At 55.2% G+C, this 24,686-nt stretch carries 19 protein-coding genes; 13 read left to right on the top strand and 6 right to left on the bottom strand.

From position 1 onward, the window contains the following. Window positions 1-538 precede the first annotated feature (538 nt). Window positions 539-1,999, top strand: a complete 1,461-nt coding sequence (locus tag QA600_RS20320) for a sugar porter family MFS transporter (RefSeq protein WP_278293752.1) — start codon at window positions 539-541, stop codon at window positions 1,997-1,999. 12 nt (window positions 2,000-2,011) lie between these two features. Here QA600_RS20320 and QA600_RS20315 read toward each other — a convergent pair whose 3' ends face one another. Continuing rightward, window positions 2,012-3,181, bottom strand: a complete 1,170-nt coding sequence (locus QA600_RS20315) for an NAD(P)/FAD-dependent oxidoreductase (RefSeq protein ID WP_278293751.1) — start codon at window positions 3,179-3,181, stop codon at window positions 2,012-2,014. A 318-nt stretch (window positions 3,182-3,499) separates the two neighbouring features. Next, on the bottom strand, window positions 3,500-5,866 hold the full coding sequence (ppsA, locus tag QA600_RS20310; protein WP_278293750.1) for a phosphoenolpyruvate synthase: 2,367 nt from the start codon (window positions 5,864-5,866) through the stop codon (window positions 3,500-3,502). A gap of 246 nt (window positions 5,867-6,112) precedes the next feature. On the opposite strand from ppsA, the gene QA600_RS20305 reads away from it, so the two are divergent. From QA600_RS20305 to QA600_RS20295, 3 genes are read left to right on the top strand one after another with little or no spacing between them, the layout of a single operon-like run. After that, a complete protein-coding gene (locus QA600_RS20305) occupies window positions 6,113-7,975 on the top strand; it encodes an aldehyde ferredoxin oxidoreductase family protein (protein ID WP_278293749.1) in 1,863 nt (620 codons plus the stop codon). Then, window positions 7,972-8,253, top strand: coding sequence for a ubiquitin-like small modifier protein 1 (locus QA600_RS20300; RefSeq protein ID WP_278293748.1), 282 nt, complete (start codon window positions 7,972-7,974; stop codon window positions 8,251-8,253). The genes QA600_RS20305 and QA600_RS20300 overlap by 4 nt, the downstream gene beginning before the upstream one ends. A gap of 11 nt (window positions 8,254-8,264) precedes the next feature. Further along, the gene (locus tag QA600_RS20295) at window positions 8,265-8,543 is read left to right on the top strand and encodes a ubiquitin-like small modifier protein 1 (protein WP_278293747.1); all 279 of its coding nucleotides are present in this window, start codon (window positions 8,265-8,267) and stop codon (window positions 8,541-8,543) included. A 266-nt stretch (window positions 8,544-8,809) separates the two neighbouring features. Here the strand turns inward: QA600_RS20295 and iolM are convergent, their stop codons facing one another. Then, the gene (gene iolM / locus QA600_RS20290) at window positions 8,810-9,964 is read right to left on the bottom strand and encodes a scyllo-inosose 3-dehydrogenase (protein WP_278293746.1); all 1,155 of its coding nucleotides are present in this window, start codon (window positions 9,962-9,964) and stop codon (window positions 8,810-8,812) included. A 153-nt stretch (window positions 9,965-10,117) separates the two neighbouring features. Between iolM and QA600_RS20285 the strand changes: the two genes are divergently transcribed. Further along, entirely contained in the window at window positions 10,118-10,936 is an 819-nt protein-coding gene (locus QA600_RS20285; RefSeq protein ID WP_278293745.1) for a sugar phosphate isomerase/epimerase family protein, read from the top strand. Window positions 10,937-11,026: 90 nt separating this feature from the next. Continuing rightward, window positions 11,027-11,848 (top strand): sugar phosphate isomerase/epimerase, encoded by an 822-nt coding sequence (locus QA600_RS20280; RefSeq protein WP_278293744.1) that lies wholly within the window; start codon window positions 11,027-11,029, stop codon window positions 11,846-11,848. A 157-nt stretch (window positions 11,849-12,005) separates the two neighbouring features. On the opposite strand, the gene QA600_RS20275 is transcribed toward QA600_RS20280, so the two are convergent. After that, window positions 12,006-13,061 carry a Gfo/Idh/MocA family oxidoreductase gene (locus tag QA600_RS20275; RefSeq protein ID WP_278293743.1) on the bottom strand — a complete coding sequence of 352 codons (1,056 nt, stop codon included), beginning with the start codon at window positions 13,059-13,061 and terminating at the stop codon, window positions 12,006-12,008. Window positions 13,062-13,288: 227 nt separating this feature from the next. Here QA600_RS20275 and QA600_RS20270 point away from each other — a divergent pair, with 227 nt between their 5' ends. Both QA600_RS20270 and QA600_RS20265 read left to right on the top strand, forming a co-directional pair. After that, window positions 13,289-14,074, top strand: a complete 786-nt coding sequence (locus QA600_RS20270) for an SDR family oxidoreductase (protein WP_278293742.1) — start codon at window positions 13,289-13,291, stop codon at window positions 14,072-14,074. A 187-nt stretch (window positions 14,075-14,261) separates the two neighbouring features. Then, window positions 14,262-15,437 carry an MFS transporter gene (locus QA600_RS20265; RefSeq protein ID WP_278293741.1) on the top strand — a complete coding sequence of 392 codons (1,176 nt, stop codon included), beginning with the start codon at window positions 14,262-14,264 and terminating at the stop codon, window positions 15,435-15,437. 250 nt (window positions 15,438-15,687) lie between these two features. Here QA600_RS20265 and QA600_RS20260 read toward each other — a convergent pair whose 3' ends face one another. Next, complete coding sequence (locus tag QA600_RS20260) at window positions 15,688-16,455, bottom strand: IclR family transcriptional regulator (RefSeq protein WP_278293740.1); 768 nt, start codon at window positions 16,453-16,455, stop codon at window positions 15,688-15,690. A gap of 216 nt (window positions 16,456-16,671) precedes the next feature. Here QA600_RS20260 and QA600_RS20255 point away from each other — a divergent pair, with 216 nt between their 5' ends. Further along, a complete protein-coding gene (locus tag QA600_RS20255) occupies window positions 16,672-18,171 on the top strand; it encodes a CoA-acylating methylmalonate-semialdehyde dehydrogenase (RefSeq protein ID WP_278293739.1) in 1,500 nt (499 codons plus the stop codon). Window positions 18,172-18,281: 110 nt separating this feature from the next. On the opposite strand, the gene QA600_RS20250 is transcribed toward QA600_RS20255, so the two are convergent. Then, window positions 18,282-19,079, bottom strand: a complete 798-nt coding sequence (locus QA600_RS20250) for an aldolase/citrate lyase family protein (RefSeq protein ID WP_278293738.1) — start codon at window positions 19,077-19,079, stop codon at window positions 18,282-18,284. Window positions 19,080-19,440: 361 nt separating this feature from the next. Between QA600_RS20250 and QA600_RS20245 the strand changes: the two genes are divergently transcribed. The 4 genes from QA600_RS20245 (at window position 19,441) to QA600_RS20230 (ending at window position 24,501) form a co-directional block, all read left to right on the top strand. Further along, window positions 19,441-20,682 (top strand): mandelate racemase/muconate lactonizing enzyme family protein, encoded by a 1,242-nt coding sequence (locus tag QA600_RS20245; RefSeq protein ID WP_278293737.1) that lies wholly within the window; start codon window positions 19,441-19,443, stop codon window positions 20,680-20,682. Between the two features lie 78 nt (window positions 20,683-20,760). Continuing rightward, window positions 20,761-21,771 (top strand): TIGR03557 family F420-dependent LLM class oxidoreductase, encoded by a 1,011-nt coding sequence (locus QA600_RS20240; protein WP_278293736.1) that lies wholly within the window; start codon window positions 20,761-20,763, stop codon window positions 21,769-21,771. A gap of 330 nt (window positions 21,772-22,101) precedes the next feature. After that, the gene (locus QA600_RS20235; protein WP_278293735.1) at window positions 22,102-22,539 is read left to right on the top strand and encodes a universal stress protein; all 438 of its coding nucleotides are present in this window, start codon (window positions 22,102-22,104) and stop codon (window positions 22,537-22,539) included. 225 nt (window positions 22,540-22,764) lie between these two features. After that, window positions 22,765-24,501 carry a thiamine pyrophosphate-binding protein gene (locus QA600_RS20230; RefSeq protein ID WP_278293734.1) on the top strand — a complete coding sequence of 579 codons (1,737 nt, stop codon included), beginning with the start codon at window positions 22,765-22,767 and terminating at the stop codon, window positions 24,499-24,501. Window positions 24,502-24,686: the final 185 nt, after the last annotated feature.

Below are 24,686 nucleotides of genomic sequence, written 5' to 3'. Positions count from 1 at the left end.
GATTTGGAGCGTTGCTATCGGTGTCAGCACACGCATGTATTTGAAGCACGCAAACAGATATGACTGAAGCAATAACGGCGAAGTCGTACTGTTGGTAACTTGAAGGGTGCTGTAACGCTCGTACTTTCGAACTACAAGTGTTCTCATCCACCTTCGAGGTGCCTCGTAGGCAAGTCGATTAGCGGTTCGGTTCCGTCCTCATGCCTGATCGGTACTATGGCAAATTCGGGAACAAGGTGGGTAGAACAACTCCTGATCGTTGAGTCACCTACTATTTCTAGTGCGTGATTCGACCGGCTTACTGGGCCTGTCTACTATTCGAGAAGCACAAACACAATCGCGTGATTCGGTTCCAACCGTACCTGAAACAAGCCGTTGGGTAATCGAAGTCTTTATTAATGATATCCCCTTGGTCTGACAACATGGGCCGCCGACTCGCAGCACAAGTATTCAGTAGCGTGTGGAATGTGGGTACGAGTAACGATGTAAGTCTCCTTTCGGGCGATGTAAGTCTCCTTTCGGGAGGTCTAGCCAAACGATGAATTTGATCCAACGGCTCCTGCCGGACGCAGGTGATGAGACCGGGCCGTTCGTTATCATCTTAGCTGCGCTTGCTGCATTGAACGGCTTGTTGTTCGGATTCGATACTGGCGTTATCTCCGGAGCGCTATTGTACATGACCGATACGTTCCCTCAGCTTGAGACGGATTCCTTCTTGCAGGGCACCGTTGTCAGTGGTGCGATGATTGGGGCGATCGTTGGTGCAGCTTTCGGTGGCCGGCTCGCGGACCGGTTGGGACGGCGGCGTCTTATTTTAATGGGAGCCGTTCTCTTCTTCGTCGGATCACTCATCATGGCGATCGCCCCCACGGTTGAAATCCTGATCCTCGGGCGAATCCTTGATGGAGTCGGAATCGGGTTTGCCTCTGTAGTTGGGCCGCTATATATCTCAGAGATTGCGCCAGCGAAGATCCGCGGTTCACTCGTTACCCTCAACAATGTCGCAATTACGGGTGGAATCCTCGTCTCGTACATTACGAACCAGATCATTGCAAGCACAGCTCTCGGTGCCGGTGTCTCATGGAGATTAATGCTCGGACTTGGCATGTTTCCCGCTGTAATCCTCTTCGTTGGGATCGCTTTCATGCCGGAGAGTCCTCGGTGGCTTGTCGAACAGAACCGCGAACAGCGAGCTCGATCCGTTTTAAGCCGGATCAGGAATGGGACGGATATTGAGGATGAAATAAATGATATCGTTCGAATGTCGAAACGCGACGAGGGGCGCTTCCGGGACTTGCTTCAACCATGGCTTCGTCCAGTTCTGGTTGTTGGTCTCGGCCTTGCGGCTCTCCAGCAAATTGTTGGGATCAACGCAGTAGTGTACTACGCCCCAACAATCCTCGAGTCAACTGGATACGGCAACATCGCATCACTCTTCGGAACGATTGGCATCGGTTCGATTAACGTATTGCTCACGATTGCTGCCGTGTTTCTGGTCGATCGAGTCGGCCGCCGACCCTTGTTACTCGTTGGTCTTGTCGGTATGTTCACCTCGTTGAATATCCTCGCCCTGGCGTACTACTTGCCCGGAATGGGAGGGATTATTGGTCCCGTCACGATCGCGAGTCTCATGCTGTTCGTTGCCTTCCACGCAGTTAGCCTCGGTTCGGTCGTCTGGCTGGTCATCTCTGAAATCTTTCCGCTCAACGTTCGGGGAGCTGCAATGGGTGTCACAACACTGGTTCTCTGGTTCTCGAACTTCCTCGTCGCACAATTTTTCCCAATGCTGTTCGATCTTGGCCCCATTGTCGCCTTTGGCGTATTCGCGGTGATCGCAGCGGTCGGATTCGTGTTCGTGTACGCATTCGTCCCTGAGACGAAAGGACGGACCCTCGAGGAAATCGAGGACGACTTGCGTAAAAGTGGCGTCGGTGGCAAAGAGATGGCGATCAGTGAACAGATCGACCAGTCCGACCGTATCGATCGCGTAGACGATTGATCTCTTCTGGGATTACAGTGATGGCCAAGATTTGCGGGCCTCGTTCCAAGAGGTGATGTCGGCGATCCAGCGAGCGGCAATAAGTTTCTTTAGATGCTTGGCAGGAGTGCCACCGAAGGTGTTGACCGGCAATGAGACACCGAATGCGGGCTTGACACCGTGAGCGACGGCCTTTTCGCCAACGGAGATAACGGTCCCTTTATTTTCGAACTCCCAGGTCTTTAGCGGTCGGTTCTCAATAGCACGGGCAATGTTCTCACCGGCAACCTCCGCGGCCTGCCATGCAGCCTGGGCTGTCGGAGGGGCGATCTGGTCGCCCTGATCGATAATTGCTGAGTCGCCAATTGCGAAGACGTGGCTGTCGTCGGTCTGGAAGTTTGACTTCACATCGACGCGGTTGTGTTCGTTCTCGAGGTCGGCGTCATTGAGTGCATCGCGACCTGTAATGCCTCCAGTCCAAACGAGCACATCATGCTTGAGGGGTTTTCCTTCGTCGAATTCGATGACATCTTCTTTGGCCTCGGTAATCGGATTATCCGTGTGAATCTGGACACCGGCGTCCTGGAGCAGGTCGCGTAGCGTCTGCTGAACCTCGGATTCGTTTCCAGGGAAGATTTCCTCAAGCGCTTCGACTAGGTGGATTTCGATCGGCGCGCGGTGGATATCACGGAACTCCGCGATTTCGCCGGCGGTCTGGATACCTGAGAGGCCCGCGCCGCCAATAATGACCTGTGCAGGCTCATCTTGGGTCGCTTCTTGACTGGCTTTCGTAATGGCCTGGTTTATTTCGAGGGCATCGTGGAGGCTCTTCAGCGTCAGAGAGTGCTCTTCGAGGCCGGGAATACCGTAATATGCGGTCTTAGTGCCAAGTCCAATAAGGACGTAGTCATACTCCACGTTATCGCTTTCAGCGAGTTCAACGACTTGCTCGTCAACATCCAGATCGACAACTTCGTCCTGAATGAATCGGGTTGACTGATCTGCGATCTGGTCAACGGGGAACGTGATGTCCGAGCGAACATCAGGGTCACGGATCGCGCGATGGGACTCGTGAAGGACCAGATGGTAGTCCACATCTGAAATCCAAGTTATTTCTACATCATTCCCGACCATCGACTGAAGCGATTTCACTGTACCGGTGCCAGCATATCCAGTGCCGAGCACAACGACATTTTCAGTCATGGACTGCAATTAGAGCCGCTGTATTACAAAGCTATTGAAACACGGGAGCCGCTGTTCTTCCGGTGGCACCGCGCTCTGGCTGTCCCGCACCGAGTACGAAACCTCGAGATAGCCGACGCGGAGCTACGCAAGTGCTTCTTCCGGCCAGCGAGTACTAAAGCAGGCCACTAACTTGGTCGAGACGAGGGGCAGCACAAAACACTCACGGCCGCTGTGGCTACTAATCGGGAGATTCCGTTAGGTGTGAAAATGACCGGATAGGCTAGGTACCGCGCTCTCCACCGAACAACGGAACCATCTTATTCGACCTCCATATGCTCATTCGTTCATACAGGATTCGAGCAGCAGCTTCTGTTCGATGCGTTTGACCTCGTGTTGGACGTCGCGGACGGCGTCGATGTTCGCCGAGATGGAGTGGATTCCCTCGTTGACGAGGAACTGGACCATCTCGGGTTTCGAGCCGGCCTGGCCGCAGATGCTCGTGTCGACGTCGTGTTCGCGACAGGTCTCGATGACGTCGCCGATCAGCCGAAGCACGGAGGGGTGGAGCTCGTCGAAGCGGTCGGCGACGTGCTCGTTGTTGCGATCGACCGCGAGCGTGTACTGGGTGAGGTCGTTGGTCCCGAAGGAGGCGAAGTCGATCCCCGCGTCGGCCATCCCCTTGACGGCCAGCGCCGAGGCGGGGGTCTCGATCATCACGCCCCAGGTGCGCTTCTCGGGGTCGATCCCCGCCTCGGTCATGAGCCGCTTGGTGCGGTAGACGTCCTCGGCGTCGTTGACCAGCGGGAACATGATCTCGACGTTGTCGTAGCCCATCTCGTACAGCCGGCGGAACGCCTCGAGCTCGTGGGCGAAGACGTCGAGTCGATCGAGCGAACGGCGGATGCCCCGGTAGCCCAGCATCGGATTGTGCTCGTGGGGTTCGTCCTCGCCGCCCTCGAGCTGACGGAACTCGTCGGTCGGGGCGTCCAGCGTTCGAACACGGACAGGTCGAGGGTAGAACTCGTCGGCGACGCCGCGGACGCCCTGGACGAGTTCCTGGATGTAGGCGTCCTCGCCGTTCTCTTCGATGAACTTCGCTGGCGTCTGGTTCAGCGAGAGGATCATGTGCTCCGTTCGCAGGAGCCCGACGCCGTCGGCGCCGGTCGCGGCCGCGCGCTCGGCTGCCTCGGGGATGGACACGTTGACCTTGACCTCGGTCGCAGTCATCGGCTTAACTGGCGACTGCGGGCGCACCTCCTCGACGGGTTCGACCTCTTCCTCCGATTCGGTCGTCTGACCCTCGAGGACGGCACCCTTGTCGCCGTCGAGCGTGACGACTTGGCCGTCCTCCAGCGTCGTCGTGGCGTTGGTCGTGCCGACGATTGCGGGGACGCCGAGTTCGCGGGAGACGATGGCTGCGTGGCTGGTCATCCCGCCTTCATCCGTAATAATCCCCGAAGCCCGCTTCATTGCAGGCACCATATCGGGCATCGTCATCTCTGTAACGATGATATCGCCCTCCCCGACCTTGGCCAAGTCGTCGAGCTTTTTCACGATTCGGGCTGCCCCGCTGACCGTCCCTGGACTCGAGCCCAGGCCGTCGACGATGACCTGACCTGTGGAGTCGGTATCAGGTCCGGTATCAGCTATGCCGAAACTGGTACCGTCAGTAGTTTGAACGCTGCCGCTACCATCGGTGATCTCCTCCATAGCGTCGATAGAGCCATCGACCGTGTCGGCGACTTCAACTTCAGTACCGTCCTCCTCGATTGTAGTGATCGGCCGTGATTGGAGCATGTAGACGTCTCCCTCGGCGATAGCCCACTCGACATCTTGAGGTTTATCGTAATGGTCCTCGACGCGTTCGCCGAGTTCGACGAGACCGTCGATCTCTTCGCCGTCTATTACGCGCGCGTTCCGTTTCTTTTCCGGAACCTCACGTTCGACAGTTTTGCCGGTCTTTCCGTCCTTGACGTGCATTACCTTCTTTTCGGCAACAGTGGTGTCAACGTCGCCGTTGTCGCGGTCAACGATATAGTTGTCTGGGGAGACGGCACCGGAGACGACAGCCTCGCCTAATCCCCATGCGGCTTCGATGATCATGGTTGGGTCACCGGTCGAAGGATGGCTTGTAAACATGACACCGGACTTCTCGGCGTCGACCATCTGCTGGACGACAACCGCGATATTCACGGCGGAATGATCGAAACCCTGTTCCTGGCGGTAGTATATTGCCCGTTGTGTGAACAGCGAAGCCCAGCATTCGCGCACGCGATTGAGTAAGTCGTCCTCCGTCACGTTCAGGAACGTCTCTTGCTGGCCTGCAAAGGAGGCATCCGGCAGGTCCTCGGCCGTCGCTGATGACCGAACGGCAACGAATGCCTCGTCTTCGCCGACTTCGTGGTACGACTCGAGGATTTCCTCGCGGAGATCGTTGGGAAACGGAGTATCGAGAATAAGTTCTTGGGCACGGTCAGCGGCGTCGGCCAACGCCGACGTGTTTTCTGCGTCGACATCAACGGCCTCAAACAACTCCTCGTCGATTCCAGCCCCCTCAATGAACGAGCGGTAGGTCCCGGCAGTCACAACGAATCCCGGCGGGACTGGTAGATTTGCGTCCGTCAATTCGCCCAAGGAAGCACCTTTACCACCGACCTTTTCCAGATCGTTGGCATTAACCTCGTCTAACCAGAGTACGGGCATCTCTACTCGATAGAGACGCTCCTGTATGAAGGTTTTTTCGGCTTTTGGGTTCGTCGTAGCTGGAGTGTCACTGTTGCAGACCGATTGCTTACACCCCGTTACTGTCGATAATGTGGTGGACTGCGCCCACCGTGTTAGCGTTGTTCGTCTCATCATGTCGCTCGCTAGTCGTACGATTCTCGATGTGATCGGAAGCTCTCCCTCCAAACTTAATACTCCGCAAAACAACGGTGGGACTATCTAGCGATGTCCGAAACATTACCACCCGTATATGGGGGCGAGATCCTCCACATCCACCTCGATACTGGGGAGACGGAGATCGAAGCGATAGACCCAGACGACGCTCGGCGATTCCTTGGCGGGAACGGATTCGTATCCAAGCAAGTCGCCGCGCATGTTCCCGTCGATGCTGACCCGTTCGACCCCGAAAACGTCCTCGCCATGGCTGTCGGTCCAATGAACGCGACAGCGTTCCAGTCGACGTCGCGTGGCGTTCTCGGGTTTATTAGTCCGTTGACTGATGGCTTCTTTGACTCCACGTTTGGCGGTACGCTACCCAGAGCTCAGAAAACGACCGGTTTCGAGGTGATCGTTCTTCATGGTCGGGCCGAAGAGCTCACGTACGTGTTGATCACCGAGGATGGCGCCGAGGTAAAGTCTGCCGAAAACCTCGCAGGTCAGGAAACTTACGAGACGTGTCAGGCGATTCGCGACCGGGAAGGTACCGGCTACGACACACACGTCCTCGCGGCGGGGCCGGCTGGAGAAAATCGAGTCCGGTATGCCTGTTTGCTTCACGAGTCTAAACTTCGGGAGGGTGTTGCCGGTCGTGGCGGAAGTGGCGCCGTCCTTGGATCGAAGAACGTGAAAGCCATCGCCGTTCAGGAGGGAGATTTCCAGCCGGATCCCGAGGGCGACTTACGCCAGCGGGCGGTCCAGCAGATGGGTCGGCTGATGGCCGATACCGAGATGCTCCAAAACTACGGAACCGCAGGCCTGGTCAATCCCGTCAATGAGATGGGCAAACTCGGCCAGCGTAATTTGCAGTACGAACAGACCGATCGCGAGAACGCAGAAGCCATCAGCGGCGAAACCCTCCGGGAGGAGTACGTCACCGACGATACGACCTGCGCCAACTGTGCCGTCAAATGTGGTAAGCACGTCTCGATAGAGGCGGAAGGGCTCACTGAGGCGAAGATTCCGGAGTTCGAAACGCTGTTCGGGACAGCCACGATGCAAGAGGTCTACGACCCCGAGTACGCGATCAAGGTGAACGACCAGTGCGATCGCTTAGGTCTTGATACGATCTCTTTCGGTGTCACGGTCGCGTTCGCTCGAGAGTGCTACGAGAAGGGTTTGCTTGAGAAGGACATCTCACCGCATCTCGAGTTCGGCGATGCTAATGGATTGATCGAACTCACCGAGCGAGTGGCCCGTCGCGAAGGGTTCGGTAACGAACTTGCAGAGGGGTCGTTCCGGCTCGCAGCGTCACTGGCCGACGAAGCCGAGCAGTATCTTTACGGCTGTAAGGGCCTGGAATTCCCGGCTCACTCCGCCCGCGGCCTAAAGGGCATGAGCATCGGCTACGCTACTGCGACCCGAGGTGGCTCCCATCACGATACTCGTCCGACGCTCCAGTACGATGGTGAACACGACGAGACCATCGAGGGAACGGCCGAATTCGCGGCTCGAATCCAGCACTTCACCGCCTTGGGCGACTCATTAACGCAGTGCCGATTCGTCAGCGAGGGTGGGTGGGGCGGCCGGGTTAACGAGAACTACGCCGAGGCGGTCAGTCTCGCAACCGGATGGGACCTCTCGGTCGAGGACGTCGAGCGTATTGGCGAACGTGTCTATAATCTCGAACGGCTTATCAACACCGCTCGTGGTATTGCTGATCGCGACACGGATACGCTGCCCTATCGCGTGATGAACGAACCGATTCCGGCTGGCCCGTCAGAAGGAATGTACTGTCCGCCCGAGGAACTCGAGGACATGCTCACGGAATATTATGAATTCCGCGGGTGGAACGACAACGGTCACCCGACAACTGAGACGGTCGAGCGACTCGAGTTAGAAGACATGGCCGAAGTCCTTTCCCATCAATGAACCTTGAACTCCGCTTTTTCGCCACGGTCCAAGAGGTGATTGGTACAGAGACGATGACCCGCGAGTTCGAACCCGGGACGACAGTCGAGGACGTTCTCGACGGACTGGAAGCGGAGTATCCCGATCTCAAAGCAGTGCTCCGTAACGAAGACGGGGATTTCGCGCACCACATCACCATCCTCCGAAACGGAGAGCAGGTTACGAATCTCGATGGCTTTGACACCGAACTAGCCGACGGTGACGAGATCGCCATCACACCGCCGAGAACCGGTCCGTGAGACGAGCGCAAATGAACATCGAACTTCGGTTTTTCGCCACGGTTCGCGAGGCGGTCGGTGAGCGAGCGATAACACGTAAATTCGAGGCGGATACTACGGTCAGAGACGTCCTTTCCGTGTTGGAGGGTGAATACTCCGCGCTCGACGGTATGCTCCTCGATGACGGTGAGGTTGCATCGAGCATTACAGTGTTACATAACGGTGTCCACGTAACTCACCTCGACGGTAGTGGCACCGAACTTGTCGACGGCGATCGCCTCGCGATCACGCCGCCAGTGACTGGCGGATAGCGAAGCGGTCTCGTCGTGAAGCCGCTGCTCGTCACGGCGGATCGAACCGGACACTCGCGGCGCCGATCGTCCGTCCCTGCTGATCACACCACCCGATGCGAGTTCGCTCGAGCGCGTTCCCGGCACTATCGGGTCGGACGGTAACCGGCTATGGAGATCCCGATTGTTCAGCGCTTCGCCGAGTGCCCGGGGATCTCGAGAACCTCCGCTTTGACGGTATCTGCGAACTGTACGACGGATTCATTAGTGGATTTCTGCTCCGGAACTCAGACGTCGACTAGGACCTTCCCCTCAACACGCTCGGCTGCCCGCTCGATAGCCTGATCCGCCTGCGAAAGAGGGTACGTGGAGGTGACGATAGGTAGATTATCGATCTTGCCGGCCCCCATCAGCCGGATAACGCGGGGGTATACTTCATTGCTAGTATGCCCTTCCGATCCGTACACTTGGGCGCTCGATCCCTGGTACTTCCGCGTCCCGAACTCTGGCTTACTGGCAGCATTGCTGATATGGACGACATTAGCTTCCTCGGCCAGCGAGTTTTCGATCACGGGATAGGTTGCTTGGACAGCGCCGGCCGTCTCGAGGTGGACATCTGCACCTCGCCCGTCGGTGGCCTCATAAATAGCTTCGACAGGGTCGACCTCACGAGGATCGTACACGTGCTCAAACCCGAGATCTTTAGCGATCTCGCGACGTTCTTCGCCTAGTTCGAAACCAATAACATCTGCCGCACCGGAAGCTCGCGAGACGTTCATTCCAGTGAGGCCGATAGGCCCCAACCCGTGGTAGACGTGATAGTCGCCCGGCTGAATGCCCTCGGCTCGCCCAAACATCCCGTAGAACGTGATGGTACTGGGCTCGATGGTCGCGGCCGCTCTAAGGAGTTCGTCCTCGTCTTCGTATGCCTCCTCAAGCGACGCAACGCTCCAGACGATTTTCTCGGGGACGGTGACGTATTCAGCAAACGCGCCAGGAACGGTGAATCCCACTTGCTCAAAGTTCTCACAGTGGCCATGGTGACCTCGTCGGCACTGTTGACAGCGACCGCAGTAGTCGACTACCTCGGAGGTTACCGGTTCTCCTTCTTCGAAGAGATTCGCGTCGTCGCCGGTCTCAACGACAACGCCGGAGAACTCGTGGCCGGTAATATTTGGGAACTGTGTATATGCCGAATAGTGCATGTACCCCTCTTCGTCCGTCTCGATCATCGAACAGTCGCTTCCGCAGATACCGACGTACTCGACTTTGATGAGGACCTCGTCGTCATCGGGTTCAGGTTGATCAGTCTCCTCAACTGATAGATTTGGGTGTTGCCATACCTGTGCGCTATTGTGTACTTTCTGCGTCTCTCGTTCGTTATCCGTGAGATCGTACTCCGGCTTCGGATTCCACTCCGCATCAATCACTAAGGCTTTCATGGCCGTATATAGCAGTATTAGTAGCATCACGTAAAAATCTATGGTATGTTCCTACGAACCCTAACGACTCGTCTCTGGTCGCCTTCGAAACACGGGACTGGCAACAGATCAAGATAGCCAAAGTTTTAGTAAGTAGTTGCTGATGGTCTGATCATGGGTATTGGGTATGCCACACTCACATACGATCCGGAGAGTATCGTTACGGAGGGTATCGGCGACCTCGCCGCATGCGGCTACGACGGTGTCGAAATCGGCCTTCCGAAGATAAGAGAAATCGGTCGCGACCGCCTTGTGACAGTCCTCGATGAGCACGACATCGATCTGTACTGCGTGATGGCTGGCTGGCTAAACGAGGAGGCGGACGTACGCGAGGCGGTAGATGGCATCAACGTTGCGGCAGATCTGGGGGCGAACTTTCTCGGTATCCTCCCTCCGCCGCGTGGCGTCGTCGATGATGCGACGTTCGGAGAGTGGCTCGACGATATCGGGAGGGCTGCCGCGGATAATAATGTGACGCCAGTTATCCACCATCACGCTGGAGCGCACGTCGAACAACCGGATGAGATCCAGCGGTGGCTTGACGATGGACCGACCGAACTCCAATTGTTGTTTGATACCGGCCACTACTACGCTTACGGTGACGTCACAGACGGTATTGAACGGTTCGCTGACAACATTGCCTACGTTCACTACAAAGACATCGCCCCGCCATCGGACTTCGATATCCACGTCGAGAACCTGAGTTCGGGCAAGGTCGATTACGATAGCATCATGACGTACTTTGGAGCGTTCACCGACCTCGGCAACGGCGTTCTGGATTTCTCCCGTATTACGAGGGCGCTCGACGAAATTAATTACGACGGCCATCGAACGGTTGAAGTCGACACGGTTGACGGACCAACACTCGTCCATGCGAAACGAAATCTCGACTCTCTGCGAGACGCAGCCGAGCGATCAGCTATGTCTCGATAAACATTGCCAGCACTCCAAATGCGGGACAGAGACGTGAGTGATTTTCAACACAATCTATTTACACGTGTAGCTCGGCATTCTATGCGAAGTATGGGTATCGGCTACACTACCATCATGTATGACGAAGGATCGTTCGAGGAAGGGCTCCAGGAAATCGCGGCTTGCCGCTACGACGGCCTCGAGATGAGTCTCGGAGAGGTGAACGCTTACGGAGCAAATTATGTCGGCGAAAAGTTGGACGAACACGATTTGGACCTCTACATGCTAATGGGTGGCTGGCTCGAGTCCGAGGATGAAGCTAAGACCATTGCCGAGGGTGCGTACACGGCGGCTGACCTTGGTGCAGAGTTCATCGGGATGCTCCCGCCACAGCGCGGCCTAGTCGAGGACGATTCAGTTGAAAAATGGATTACGCGTGTTTGTGACGCTGCAGCGGACGCGGGTATTACGCCGGTGTTGCACCACCACAGTGCGACCCACATCGAGCGTCCCGAGGAAACGGAGTCTTGGCTGGCACGGTGTCCGGACAATCTCGGACTCCTCTGGGATACGGCCCACCAGTATCCGTACAGCGAACACTACCCAGAGGGAGATGTAACCGATGGCATCGAACGGTTTGCCGACAGCATCGAATACGTTCACCTGAAAGATGTTGAACCGACGCCCGGGTACAAAGACCACATTGAGGCGCTCACGTCTGGGAATTTCAACCTCGCGAACGTGGCACTTTTGTACTACTCCTATACCGACCTCGGAGAGGGACGTATCGACTTCGCTGGTGTCGCGGACGCTCTCGACGCTATCGGATACGACGGCCACATTACCATTGAAATGGAAAAGCAAACGATGGATACACTAGTCCACGCCAAACAGAATATCGATTATTGGCGGAGGGCAAGCGATAGTCGATAGTCGTCGATGCACCGGTAGGGACGAGAACTCACGTCAATACCTTGTACGTGTAATTCACTAAAATCGGGTACCAGAAATGAAGGCTATTGAGATGCTCTGACGCTGTTATTCAGCGATCAGCCGATAGCGACCATCCACATCGACGAATTGCCATTTCTCACTGGTATTCACGGAATAAGTTGGCAATGAATTTCAGATCCTTGCGAGCGTCTGCGAACGTTGTCAGCGGTTCGTCGTTCTCCTCGATACACCGGATGAATTCGGCCAACTCGCGTTTGAACGGCGTCTCGTGGGCGTACGTCGATCGGGTCTCGTCGATAGGTGCTTTTCCTTCTTTGATGCGAACCTCATAGTTCCCATCCCTAATGAACGGGTTCGTGAAGGAAATTTCTAGCATAGACTCGGGTGTATCGGCGCGAATCGTCTCGTCGTACCAGCCGCGGTCCGTTGCGGCCGACTCAAGGACACCAAGTTCACCGTTAGCAAATGTGAACTGTGTCGTCAGGAAGTCGCCGTCCTCGCGAAGTGCGACGTGGTCAATCTCCTCGATCTCGCCGAACAGTCCTCGGAGCGCGTTCACGTCGTGGCAGATACTCTCGAGGTGGAAATCGAATGCTTTGATGAGAGTATCATCATCGGTATCTAGCGCCTGTGCAGCGTCGTCGCGGCGCTGTTTGTTAGACTGTTCAATGAACTCCTCAGAGAGGTTGGGGTGAATGATATCATACGTCTCGTTGACCATCGTGCCGACATCAGGTGCGAACACGAAGTTGTTGACCAGCGTCACATCCATATCAGTGACGCGGTCCGCTGCTGCCTGGAACCCTTGCTCGTAGCGTTTCATGTATCCGACCATCGCCGTCGCATCACTGTCCTTCGCCGCCTCGACCATCCGATCAGCGTCCTCGAGCGAGAGTGCGATTGGCTTCTCCACGAACGTATTGATGTCTGCTTCCAAGGCTTGGACGGCTACGTCTGCATGCGTGTGCATCGGCGTGCAGATAACGATAGCGTCGAGTTCGTCACCGATCTCTTCGATGAGAACGCTACCATCCTGGTACTGGTGGTCAATATTATATCGGTCACCGAGCTCGTCGGTCACATTTTCTCCGGGATCAGCGAGTGCGTGAACCTCTGCTGCTGGCAGTTCAGCCAGCGACGGGAGGTGCATAATCTGTGCGATCAAACCGCCACCAATGACTCCGAACCTCATATGAGAAAGAATCGCAGTAGGGTATCATAAACATTTGGTTGAATTGGTCGTCGTTGACATATTGTTTCACGAGATCGATATACTACGGAGAGTCGTCTCGCAAGGGTGCCAGTTCGGTGAAATCTGTACTTTTACTCCAAATACGCCTTGGTGGCTGACTTGTGATATAGGCAGTTCTATAGAAACCCATAGCTATTTGTAAGACGGTTTCAACCCTTCATACGCCTATGGGAGATGTAAACTTCGACTTCAGCGATGAAGCTGTCATTGTTACCGGTGGTAGTTCGGGTATCGGTCGTGCGATCGCTCTCGAATTTGGGAAAGCTGGCGCGACTGTTCTGAACGCAGATATTCGATCGGAACCGAAGGACACCGACGCTGAATTACCTACCCACGAACGTATCGAGGCTGACGGAGGGGAGGGGGTCTTCGTTGAAACGGACGTTTCCGAACCGAACGCATTCGAAGCAGTCATCGCAAAAGCACGCGAGTTTGGCGGTGTGGATGTGATGGTAAACAATGCCGGCTGGTTCACACGAGGCCCCATTGAATCGGTGTCTCCCGATGAATTCGACCGAATTCTCGATATCAACGCAGGTGGCGTGTTCTTCGGTAGCAAAGCTGTGGCGGCTGATATGCGCGAACGTGACAACGGCGGTGTTATTGTCAATACCGCCTCGATCAGCTCGACCCACGCCCAAGCTGACCAGATCCCCTACGACGCGACGAAAGGAGCAATCAAGATGATCACTCAGGGTGCGGCACTGGAACTTGCTGACGATGATATTCGTGTTAACGCTGTTGCCCCTGGTCATATCGCTACTGAGTTCGGGGCAGGTGCCGAACAGAAAGAGGAGTCCGTAGCTGAGGGTGACTTAGCTAAGCCGATTCCGCTTTCCCGGCCTGGATACCCCGAAGATATCGCGCCGGCCGTCCTCTATCTAGCAAGCGATGCTGCAGACTATATTACCGGCGAGATGTTGTATGTTGATGGCGGCTGGCAAACGTTCTGAATACAACGTTATTAGAAAAAGGACGACTCGAGAGGATAGATTCCGTGTGTCTTGACTCGGTGTGCCAGATATTCCCGTGTCTGTGCCAAGGTAAGTAGGGGAAAAGAGCACCCGAAGGGGTGTAGGACCTACGCATCAACTTTCGGAATCAGTAGGGCTTTCCGAACGGATCAGGAAAGAAAAAGAGATGAGTTGGTGGAACTATCGATCGACGGTTCTCACATTATGCACACTTGCGTTCTTTGCGACAATGGTTGCCCGTCTTGTGATCAGTCCAGTAATTCCCGCGATTGAGACGGAGTTTGGGGTCTCCTCGTCGGTCACGGGACTAGCGCTCACAGGACTCTGGATGTCTTACTCTCTTTCGCAGTTTCCGTCCGGTATTCTTGCCGATCGTTACGGGGAGAGAGAGGTTATTCTGACGTCTATTAGCTTCACAGCGGTTGTGGGTGGATTGCTCGCTCTCTCTCCATCAATCTGGATATTCTTTGTGTTAACACTCCTACTGGGAGCGGTTGCTGGATTGCACTATAGCGTTGCTACTACGCTATTGACCAAGCAATTCGAAAATATTGGTCTGGCAATCGGCATTCATAGTTCGGGCGCTCCCCTTGCAGGTCTTCTTACACCGGTCGCTGCCGCTGCAGTTGCCAGCTGGATGGGATGGCGCTATTCTATCGCTCTCACCACTCTAGTAGCTGTACCGGTTTCTGTAGCGTTTACCTGGAAGGTCCGAAAAGTACGACCTGAACGGCCGAACCAGCCAGTACGTGAGCGGGTTGCTTTCGAACCTATTAAACGACTACTGCTTCGCCCGCAAATCGCCTTCACTGCTTTACTCGCGATCTGTTTCGAATTCGTCTGGCAAGCGACGGCGTCGTTTCTTCCCGCATTTCTAATCGCGCATCATGACTATTCTATTGGTTTGGCGAGTGTATTGTTTTCGGCCTATTTTGTGGTTCAGGGAATCACCCAGCCGATAATCGGCTCTTCATCTGATCGATTCGGACGTGAGGTCGTCGCGGCGGCGTGTGCGTTATTGGGAATTTTTGGGTACGGCCTCCTCATCGTTAGTTCAGAGATGGTTCTCATTGGAATTGCGATCCTTCTCATCGGAACCTCTATGAGCTGGGGGGCGGCGATCCTTCCTCGCTTTATGGATTATCTCTCTGACGACGAACGGGGGACAGGATTCGGCCTCGTGCGAACAACGTATATGATAGTGAGCGCGACCGGTAGTGCTGTCGTTGGGACTGTCGCAACGATCTCATCGTGGGGTATCGCTTTTTCGCTATTTCTCCTTCTGTTAACAGCCGTCCTCATCGCTCTTGGAGTGAACCGGATATTCGAACTTGGACTATAGAATCGGTAGCGAGACCGACCGACTAACGCGTTTTGTGTCGTCGTGTTCGAACTCCCGTTTCTATATGCGGACTTCTAACCATGTTTGAGAGATACAAATATACATCATAGTTATGATCGTGAGGTAACTATCGGAGAGGATCGTGGTCGATTCATGAAAACAGATTTTCAAAATACACCAGTACTATTGTAATCTTGTGCCCGACGAACTCGCAGGACTTACTAAATAGACGTTTGAACCTCTCAAACTATCAAGAAAACTTTGTGTTTATCTCGATCACGTTTGCAGAGCGGGTGACTTTGTCCGGAAGTTCTTCGCGATAGCGTTCTCCAGTCATTCGGCTCGAGGGACCGGAGATACTTACGGCACCGAGAACCTCGTCCTTGCTAGCTTTGACGGGGGCTGCGACACAACGAAGTCCCTCTATTTTCTCTTCGTCGTCGAACGCGTATCCGCGCTCACGAATCGTCTCGAGTTGGTCGAAGAGTTCCTCCCGATTGGTGATCGTTTGGTCCGTGTACCCGGGGAGCCCGTATTCGTCGATGATCTCTTCAACCCGCTCGCGGGGATAGTATGCCAGGATGGCTTTTCCGAGCGAGATACAGTGAAGGTACTCCCGCTTCCCAACCGACGAAGCCGTCTGAACTGCGCGTTCTCCTCCCTTCTTGTAGAGATAGACCGCACGTCCATGTTCTTCCGTTGCAAACTGAACCAGCTCATCACACTCTTCGGCCAGATCGTCCAGTTCGTCGGTAACGACGTCGTAGACCCCAAGTCGCTCTTTGACGCTTTCTCCAAGCTCGAGATACCGGAGTCCAAGCTTGTAGTGTTCACCGTCTCTGACCACGTATTCGTTCTCGAGTAGTGTGGCAAGGTGGCAGTGTATCGTACCCTTGGTCCACTCCAGCTCATTCGCAATCTCGGTAATTCGGGCACGCTCGTGTTCATGGAGGAAGTTGATGATATTGAGATTGATCTCGACCGCTTGGATCGTCCGTGGCGAGTCTGGCTTTGCCATACTTCTTGCTCCGTCTGCACCCCCAAAATTGTTTGCATCTTCCAAACAATCACGGCTGAGATGATCGACGGTCCCATGCGGCTTGTACCACCGACTCCCGCTGAGCTCGATGGAAGCCTCAGCCAGTCTCCTCTCCATTACTGCTATTACGAGTTCGCTTGTCAGTCTCGCAGTGAGCGTAATATATTTATATGGGTGCCACAATCGGCTATATGTATGTCCGAGCAACAAGAGCAGTTTGCCTTGCCAATAGCAACGGATAGCGTCGACAACTATGTCGGCGGAGAATGGGTTACCCCAAGTGGTGGTGAGTCACAGCCCGTTGTTGATCCCGCGACTAACGAGGAACTGACGACAGTCCCGTTTTCGACGGAAGATGCGGTCGATGAGGCGGTCCGGACAGCCGACGAAGCGTTCAAGAGCTGGCGTCAGACTCCGGTTACCAAGCGAATTCAACCCCTCTTTGACCTCAAGACGGAACTCGAGGATCGAATCGACGAGATCGCGGTCGCACTCTCCCATGAGCACGGAAAGACTGTGGAGGAGGCACGAGGGGAAGTCCGTCGTGGTATCGAAAACGTTGAAGTGGCGTGCGGAATGCCCAATATGTTCCGCGAGGGGAGTGGAAACGTTGAGGATGTCGCACCCGAGATGGACGAATACGCTGTTCGGCAGCCACTGGGTGTCTTCACCGCTATCACCCCGTTCAACTTCCCAGCAATGATTCCGCTGTGGTTCCTGCCGTACGCGGTTGCGACCGGAAACACGTTCGTACTCAAACCGAGCGAAAAGGTACCTCTTAGTTCACAGCTTATCTTCGAAGCCGTTGATGCGGCCGGATTCCCTGACGGCGTCGTTAATCTTGTCAATGGTGGCGCCGATACGGTCAACACCCTGCTCGAGCACCCCGACGTCGCTGGTGTCTCATTCGTCGGTAGTTCACCCATCGCCAAACACGTATATGAAACAGCCGCCCAGAACGGTAAACGTGTTCAAGCTCAGGGTGGAGCGAAGAACTACGCTGTCGTTACCGAGAATGCGGAAGTCGAAGCGTCCGTTCCGAACATTATCGGCTCGGTCTACGGAAACGCCGGTCAGCGTTGCCTCGCCAACGACGTCGTCGTTGGAGTTGGCGACGCTTACGATCCCCTTCGCGAGCAGCTGATCGAAGCCGCCGAAGATCTGACTGTGGGTGCCGGCGTCGATGAAGAGACCGATGTCGGACCACTGATTACTGCTGATTCGCGGAATCGAGTTCTCGACCTGATCGATAACGCGCTCGACGAAGGCGCAGAACTGGTCCTCGACGGCCGTGATTTCGATCATCCCGACGCCGAACTGGACGGCCACTTCCTCGGACCGACGTTGCTCGAGGGAGTCACGACCGACATGGAGATCGCCCAAGAAGAAATTTTCGGGCCGGTTCTCTGTCTCGCGTCTGCCGACGATCTCGACGAAGCGATCGAGATGGTCAACTCCACCAAGTATGGGAACGCCTCGTCGCTCTACACGGAATCCGGAAGCGAGGCACGCCAGTATAAATACGAGGTCGACGCCGGAAATATCGGGATCAACGTCGGTGTCTGTGCACCAATGGGCTTTTTCCACTTCGGCGGTCGGAAGGAGTCGTTCTTCGGCGATCTTCACGCCCAGGGGGAAGACGCGGTCAACTTCTACACGGAGAAAACGATTCAGATCGAGCGCTGGTACAGCTAAGCTGCTACCCGTCTATTGATAGCTGTCCTGATTTTTACGTAACCTTCGGTCGGATTTCCGTCAGATACGCTTGGCCACGTAGTCAGGGACTCTAAAAGAGGCCAAATCCGCTACTCGTTTTCAACGACCGGTCCGGTATGTTCTGCGACAGCCTTCTCGTAGCGCTCCTTCGCACTACGGCTCCCGTCGGCGAGATATGACGTATCCTTGCCTACGATAAGAAAATCGAAGCCAGATTCGACGCGGCCCTCGATCTGTTCTTGCGAGACAGTAAGGGTCCCGACCGGTGTATTGTGTTGATTCCCAGCCTTCAAAACGCGGTCGATCGCATCCTGGAGCTCGGCTGCCCCCCACTCAGCAAAGACGCCCAGTGCACCGGATAAGTCGGCCGGGCCGACGAACAGTGCGTCAATCCCGTCGACGGCGGCGATTTCCTCAACGTTTGCCAAGCCGGTCTTGGATTCGATCTGTGCGATCGTAACGATCGAGCCGTTGGCTTCAGAGACGTAATCGACGAACTCCATACCGTACTCTGTTGCTCTACCGCTCGCAATGCCCCGATTCCCTTCTGGCGGATAATTAACAGCTTCGACCAATTGTTCGGCTTCATCGGCTGATTCGACCATCGGAACCATCACGCCAGCGATGCCGATATCGAGTACGCGCTTAATCCGTGCCTGATCGTTGCAAGGAACCCTGACGATCGCTTCAGTTGGTGCATCTCGTGCGTCGATCGCTCGAGAAATATTCTCGACCGTCTCGAGACTCATCGTCGTATGTTCCGTATCAACGAGAATGAAATCGAACCCGAGAACGGCACTCACCTCTGCAACGGCGGGGTCTCCGATCGAAAGCCAGTTGCCGACGGGATAGTCGCCCGTTTCAAGAGCTTCTTTCAAATGACTCATTTTGTACCTCCAAGAGGGATCTCAGCAGTTGTTCGGGGACAGTACGCTCCACTGGTCCAGCGGAGGTTTTCCAAGTAGGGGTGTTGTGCAGTCCCCCCTTCGCCGGGGTAGACGGTCGTCGTCATCGTTGAATCGTATACTCCTGTCCTTTCTCGACACGTATAAAAATATCGGCGGCATGATTAGTACGTGTTTCTATCGGAGTGAATCCGATCTTTTGAATAAAGCAACTCCCACCGAACACTACTTCACCGGAAACTATAACATCCCCCTTCTCAATTGCTATGATAGTGCGACACGCGATCACAGAACGATCGTGATAGTCGTAAACGGATCCAACCGAACTACCACGATACAATCCATGTACGAAGATTTCGCATCCACGCTCGCAGCGACGATGTGGTCTGATCTCGACGAGACGCCGAATCGAGACGGACCAACGGCGGAGATAACTGATATCGAAACGCTCGTCATCGACGGGAATTTTCCGTGGACGATCGTTCTTCTCAAGACCGATGAGGGCGTTACGGGTATCGGCGAAGCGTATCCTTCACCCGGTGTTCACGAGATTATCACGGACTATCTCCGTCCGGTTCTCGTTGGCGAGAACCCGCTTGACGTTGAGCGGCTGTATCACCTCATGCGAGAGAGCCTCTCCGGACGGGGATCCCAGTGGGGTGTTGGAACGATCGCGATCAGTGGTGTAGAGCTCGCACTTTGGGACGCTGCCGGAAAATTGCTTGACCAACCGGTGTACCAACTGCTGGGTGGCAAACTACGTGAGGAAGTCCGTGTTTATGCTGACTGCCACGCTGGGGAGGCGATGGTCGCCTCTGCTGAAGAGGGACAGGAAGAAGCCACCTACGAGCCCGAGGCGTATGCTCAGGCTGCTCGAATGGCAGTTGACGATGGGTTCGACATTGTCAAGTTCGATCTCGACGTTCCCTCTGGCCGAGAAATCGATACTCTCTCCAGACATTTCGACCCGCCCGAAGTCGAGCACAAGCGACGGATCGTCGAGGAGGTCACCGAGGAGATCGGGCATGACGCGGAGGTTGCAGTCGACCTCCACTGGAACTTTAGTCCGTCGACGGCACGTCGCCTCTGTCGCGCCATCGAACCCTACGATCTCGCTTGGGTTGAGGACCCGCTCCCGCCCGAAAATACCGATGCAATGCGGGAACTAAAGCGTTGTACAGACGCGGCACTTCTAACTGGAGAGAACCGATATGGTCGCCACGGCTTTCGCGACCTCATTGAGGAGCAAGCGGTAGACTTCCTTGCACCTGACGTTCCCAAAACGGGAGGAATTGCCGAAACGAAGAAAATTGCAGATATGGCGGAAGGGTACTACCAAGCCCTTATTCCGCACAATATCGGGAGTCCAGTTGCGACAGTCGCGACTGCACACGTCGGTGCCACAGTGCCGAACTTCGTTGCTCTCGAGTATCACGCCCGCGAAGTTCCATGGTGGGATGATCTCGTCGCACAGGATGAACCACTTATCCAAAACGGCCGTCTCGCAGTTCCCGATTCGCCTGGTCTCGGAATCGAACTCGACTGGGATGTAGTCGAGGAACACCGGAAGCACGCCGATCGATAGGCACCAACGATTGCCTTTCGAGGAGTCATTCGGACAACAACGATTTTGGTGGTGCGATCCATTAGAGAAAACGTATCAATGGTCAGTATCGATTACATGGCCCATCAAGAGCAGTACAGTCCTCCTGAACTCCTCGAATACGGTGCTGCTGCCGAACGCAACGGCTTTGATTTCGTCTGGACGTCGGATCATTTCCATCCATGGTTCCACACCGACGCCGAAGCTGGATTCGCCTGGTCGTGGCTCGGTGCCGCGACAGAACGGTTCGATGTTCCGGTCGGGACCTGCGTAACACCGACAGCCGGTCGATATCATCCAGCGGATATCGCACAAGCGTTCGCGACGCTTCAGACGATGCACGATGAGCGTGTAGTACTCGGTCTGAGCACCGGTGAAGCGATGAATGAGACCCCCTTAGGATTCGATTGGCCGGAGTACACCGAACGGCGCGACCGACTCGAGGAGTCGCTCAAGTGTATTCGCGCCCTGTGGGGCGATGAGGAGTGGGTCGACGCTGCTCTTATCGGCGAAGACGGGTTCGTGAGTTTCGATGGAGATCGATTCGAACTGAACGAGGCGAAATTGTACACGCTTCCCGAGCAATCTCCCGAGATTCATGTCGCGGCAAACGGACCGAGTACGGCGCGACTCGCCGCCCGGTACGCCGACGGCTTCATCACCGTCAAAAAGGGCGAAGAGTACACTGAGAGACTATATCCTGCGGTCCGAAGATACGCTGAGGAAGAAGGGAATGATCCGGATGCTATCGAGACGACACTGCTTGTGATCGCGTCTTACAACGAGGACTACGAACGCGCCGTTGAGTCAACTCGCCCTTGGTGGGCGACTACGCAGAACGTCTTCGACCGCGCGATGGACAACCCAAAGCGAATAGAACAGGAAGGTCAAAAGGCCACCCGCGAACAGATCGAAGAGAAATTCCTAATCGCCGATGATCCCGCAACGATCGCGAGCCAACTCGAAGAGTACGCCGAAATGGGATTCGATCGGATTGCCATCGGGAACACGAGTCCGAATCCGAAGGAGTTCTTCGAGATTATGGGCGACGAGGTAATTTCGTCACTGTAAGCGGAATTTTGCTAGATCGGAGCAACCAGGAGAATTCAGGAACAACGACTGCGCAGGAAGCTAACGACCGAATGGGGAACTCCCGGCTCTTTATTTTGGTGGACTTTCGCGCTTGAATTGTATTAGACGCGATGTTGTCTCTGACGAAAGTACACCAAGTTAATCGGCACTTCTTTATCGTCCAATATCAACTGTACTCTGACTGAGGCGAGACTCGATTAGGGGTAGAATCGACTCACTGCCTCTCTTCTGGGCGGTGTTTAGCAGAACAATATCGCTGCTCGATGGACCCTATATTATTTACTAAAGGAGCACCTCTAATAACTCGTAATGCCAATCAACACGATTCTCGTAGCACTGAAACCAGACGGTGATCACGAGATACTGGTGGATAGCGCGCTTGATGTTGCCGTGCCTTCGGATGCGACCATCGTTATCGGCGTAGCACACACCGAAACCTCCTATGATGCGGCTCTCGCTGATTTCGATGGGCAGGCCTCACCTGACGAACTTGCTGAACGTAACAAGGAAGTTCGTAACATAAGTAAACGACTTGATGAGAAATCCATCGACTATGAGATACGTGGTGCTGTCGGCGAAACCGGCGATCCGTACGTTTCGTTAGCCGAGGACGTTGATGCTGATATCCTGTTTGTTCAGGGTCAGAAACGGAGCCCGACCGGAAAAGCCCTGTTCGGCAGTACAGCACAAGATCTCTTACTTAATGCCCCATGCCCGGTTACCTTTGTTCGGCAGCAGTCTAAGTGAGCTTGACCATCGAAAATTCGCTAATCGACATTGTCCTTCACCCGTAACTGTCGGCCCCGATCAAATACGCTTTGAGAATCCATCTGACCTAGTTACGGATCCTTCGTGGGTGCGTCGGTGATCAGAGACAGAAGGGGTACGCACAATCCTCATTGATTCCGCCTGTTCGACGATCTGCGAGGGCAAATATTTATGAGCTACCGTATCAACCTATCAATAGAGACGATGCCAAGACTTACTGGTGGCGAAATCATCGCCAAGTATCTGGAGAAGGAAGGTGTAGAGTACCTCGTTGGAATTCCCGGGCACGGAAGCACGAACCTCCTGGACGCTTTCAACGACTCGGCTGTCGAGGTCATTCAGCCTCGCCATGAGGAGGGAGCGACCCACTTGGCCGACGGCTACGCGCGTGCGAGCGGTGACCCGCTCGCAGTGTTTACCTCGATCGGTCCCGGAGCAACGAACACGGTAACCGGTGTGGCGACCGCCTACGTTGATTCCATCCCGATGGTTGTCTTCACAGGCGCACCTCAGACACATGAGTACGGGCAGGGGATTCTGCAGGAGATCGAACGCCAGAAACCCGGCGACTTCCCGAGCGTGATGGAGCCGGTTACGAAAAAGAGCTTCGTCGTTAACGATGTCGAGCAACTCCCCCGAGTGCTCCGCCGAGCCTTCCAAGTCGCAACGACAGGTCGGCCAGGGCCAGTTCACGTCGATCTCCCGATGGACGTGCAGGGTGCCGCTGCGGACGTTGAGATCCCTGAACCAGCGGAGACACGTACCCACAGCCGCCCCGGCGGCGATCCTGAATCCGTCTCGGAAGCCGCCGATCTGCTTGCCGAGGCCGATCGACCAGTTATCGTTCCTGGCGGCGGCTGTATGCTCGGTGAAGCTTGGGACGAAGTGCAGGATCTCGCCGAGCACCTCAAAGCGCCGGTTATCCCGACGTTCCAGGCTAAGGGAATTATTCCCGAAGATCATGATCTCTTCGTTGGTTATGCGGGGTGGATTGGATCAACCGCCGGGAACGAACTCGCAAGTAGCGCGGATGTCGTTCTCGCGATCGGCTGTCGGTTCTCCGACCTCCATACGTCGTCGTTCGAAGACGGCGTGAGTTTTGACATTCCACCGAGTAAACTGATTCACGTCGACATCGATAATGAGGAGATCGGCAAGAACTATCCGGTTGAAGTCGGTATCCTCGGCGATGCGAAGGTCGTTACGCGGCAGCTCCACGAGGGTATTGCCGACCGGACCGATCCAGTAGACACCGAAGATAATGAGTACTACGACGAGATCCAGCAGTTGTGGGCTGAGTGGCGCGAGCTCGTAGAAGAGCGCCATACCGACGAGGTGCCAATGGGGATCTCCCGCGCGCTCGCGAGCCTGCGAGAGGCGCTCGATCGGGACGGAATTGTCGTCACGAGCGCCGGTCAGCCCCAGGAGGTGACGAATCCGGAGTTCCCCGTGTACGAACCCCGAACGAACATCTCCTGTGGTGGATTCTCGACCATGGGATTCGGCGTATCTGCTGCAATCGGCGCAAAGCTAGCCCAGCCCGATAAACAGGTCGTCGACGTTGAAGGTGACGGGAGTTTCCTAATGTGTAACCAGGAGGTCGACTGTGCGGTCGAGCACGATGTCGATGTTACCTGGCTCGTCCTCAACAATGACGGTTGGAAGTCGATTCGGAACCTACAGGTTAATAAATATGGCTGGGATCGCGTTCTGAACACCCCGTTCGAGGAAGGGACCGACTTCGTACAAATGGCCGATGCCTTCGGCGTTGAGTTCACCGAGCGCGTCGTCAAACCTGAGAACCTTACCGAGACGCTATCCGATGCGCTCGAGTACGACGGGCCCGCCCTGGTCGAGGCAGTCGTTGAGCCGGATAACCCTGATTCCGGAGCGATCATCACCGGCGAATGGGACCTCGCCGATCTCGAGCGAGACGAGTAACGCACCTTCGACTTTTTGGCTCTCGGTTTAGCAGCAGTTCGAGTATCGATTACTGTTGACCACAGGGATCGTCTTCGGTACGTTCATCTCGGTTCTAGCCTATCGTACTGCTTCTCTTCCGAATAGTTCGATGATCAACCGCTATGGTCGGTCTTCTTGAGGTCGATTAGGAACTCAGCAAGCAG

It is taken from the genome of Natronococcus sp. A-GB1, from assembly GCF_029688845.1.
Lineage (GTDB): Archaea > Halobacteriota > Halobacteria > Halobacteriales > Natrialbaceae > Natronococcus.
Note: the sequence above shows the minus strand (reverse complement) of the source record. Positions and strands in the feature narration are given on the sequence as shown.

Excerpts from the sequence above, each read along its gene's own strand:
- QA600_RS20320 (WP_278293752.1), top strand. The coding sequence starts at position 539 with ATGAATTTGATCCAACGGCTCCTGCCGGACGCAGGTGATGAGACCGGG.
- QA600_RS20315 (WP_278293751.1), bottom strand. The coding sequence starts at position 3,181 with ATGACTGAAAATGTCGTTGTGCTCGGCACTGGATATGCTGGCACCGGT.
- ppsA (WP_278293750.1), bottom strand. The coding sequence starts at position 5,866 with ATGCCCGTACTCTGGTTAGACGAGGTTAATGCCAACGATCTGGAAAAG.
- QA600_RS20305 (WP_278293749.1), top strand. The coding sequence starts at position 6,113 with ATGTCCGAAACATTACCACCCGTATATGGGGGCGAGATCCTCCACATC.
- QA600_RS20300 (WP_278293748.1), top strand. The coding sequence starts at position 7,972 with ATGAACCTTGAACTCCGCTTTTTCGCCACGGTCCAAGAGGTGATTGGT.
- QA600_RS20295 (WP_278293747.1), top strand. The coding sequence starts at position 8,265 with ATGAACATCGAACTTCGGTTTTTCGCCACGGTTCGCGAGGCGGTCGGT.
- iolM (WP_278293746.1), bottom strand. The coding sequence starts at position 9,964 with ATGAAAGCCTTAGTGATTGATGCGGAGTGGAATCCGAAGCCGGAGTAC.
- QA600_RS20285 (WP_278293745.1), top strand. The coding sequence starts at position 10,118 with ATGGGTATTGGGTATGCCACACTCACATACGATCCGGAGAGTATCGTT.
- QA600_RS20280 (WP_278293744.1), top strand. The coding sequence starts at position 11,027 with ATGGGTATCGGCTACACTACCATCATGTATGACGAAGGATCGTTCGAG.
- QA600_RS20275 (WP_278293743.1), bottom strand. The coding sequence starts at position 13,061 with ATGAGGTTCGGAGTCATTGGTGGCGGTTTGATCGCACAGATTATGCAC.
- QA600_RS20270 (WP_278293742.1), top strand. The coding sequence starts at position 13,289 with ATGGGAGATGTAAACTTCGACTTCAGCGATGAAGCTGTCATTGTTACC.
- QA600_RS20265 (WP_278293741.1), top strand. The coding sequence starts at position 14,262 with ATGAGTTGGTGGAACTATCGATCGACGGTTCTCACATTATGCACACTT.
- QA600_RS20260 (WP_278293740.1), bottom strand. The coding sequence starts at position 16,455 with ATGGCAAAGCCAGACTCGCCACGGACGATCCAAGCGGTCGAGATCAAT.
- QA600_RS20255 (WP_278293739.1), top strand. The coding sequence starts at position 16,672 with ATGTCCGAGCAACAAGAGCAGTTTGCCTTGCCAATAGCAACGGATAGC.
- QA600_RS20250 (WP_278293738.1), bottom strand. The coding sequence starts at position 19,079 with ATGAGTCATTTGAAAGAAGCTCTTGAAACGGGCGACTATCCCGTCGGC.
- QA600_RS20245 (WP_278293737.1), top strand. The coding sequence starts at position 19,441 with ATGTACGAAGATTTCGCATCCACGCTCGCAGCGACGATGTGGTCTGAT.
- QA600_RS20240 (WP_278293736.1), top strand. The coding sequence starts at position 20,761 with ATGGTCAGTATCGATTACATGGCCCATCAAGAGCAGTACAGTCCTCCT.
- QA600_RS20235 (WP_278293735.1), top strand. The coding sequence starts at position 22,102 with ATGCCAATCAACACGATTCTCGTAGCACTGAAACCAGACGGTGATCAC.
- QA600_RS20230 (WP_278293734.1), top strand. The coding sequence starts at position 22,765 with ATGCCAAGACTTACTGGTGGCGAAATCATCGCCAAGTATCTGGAGAAG.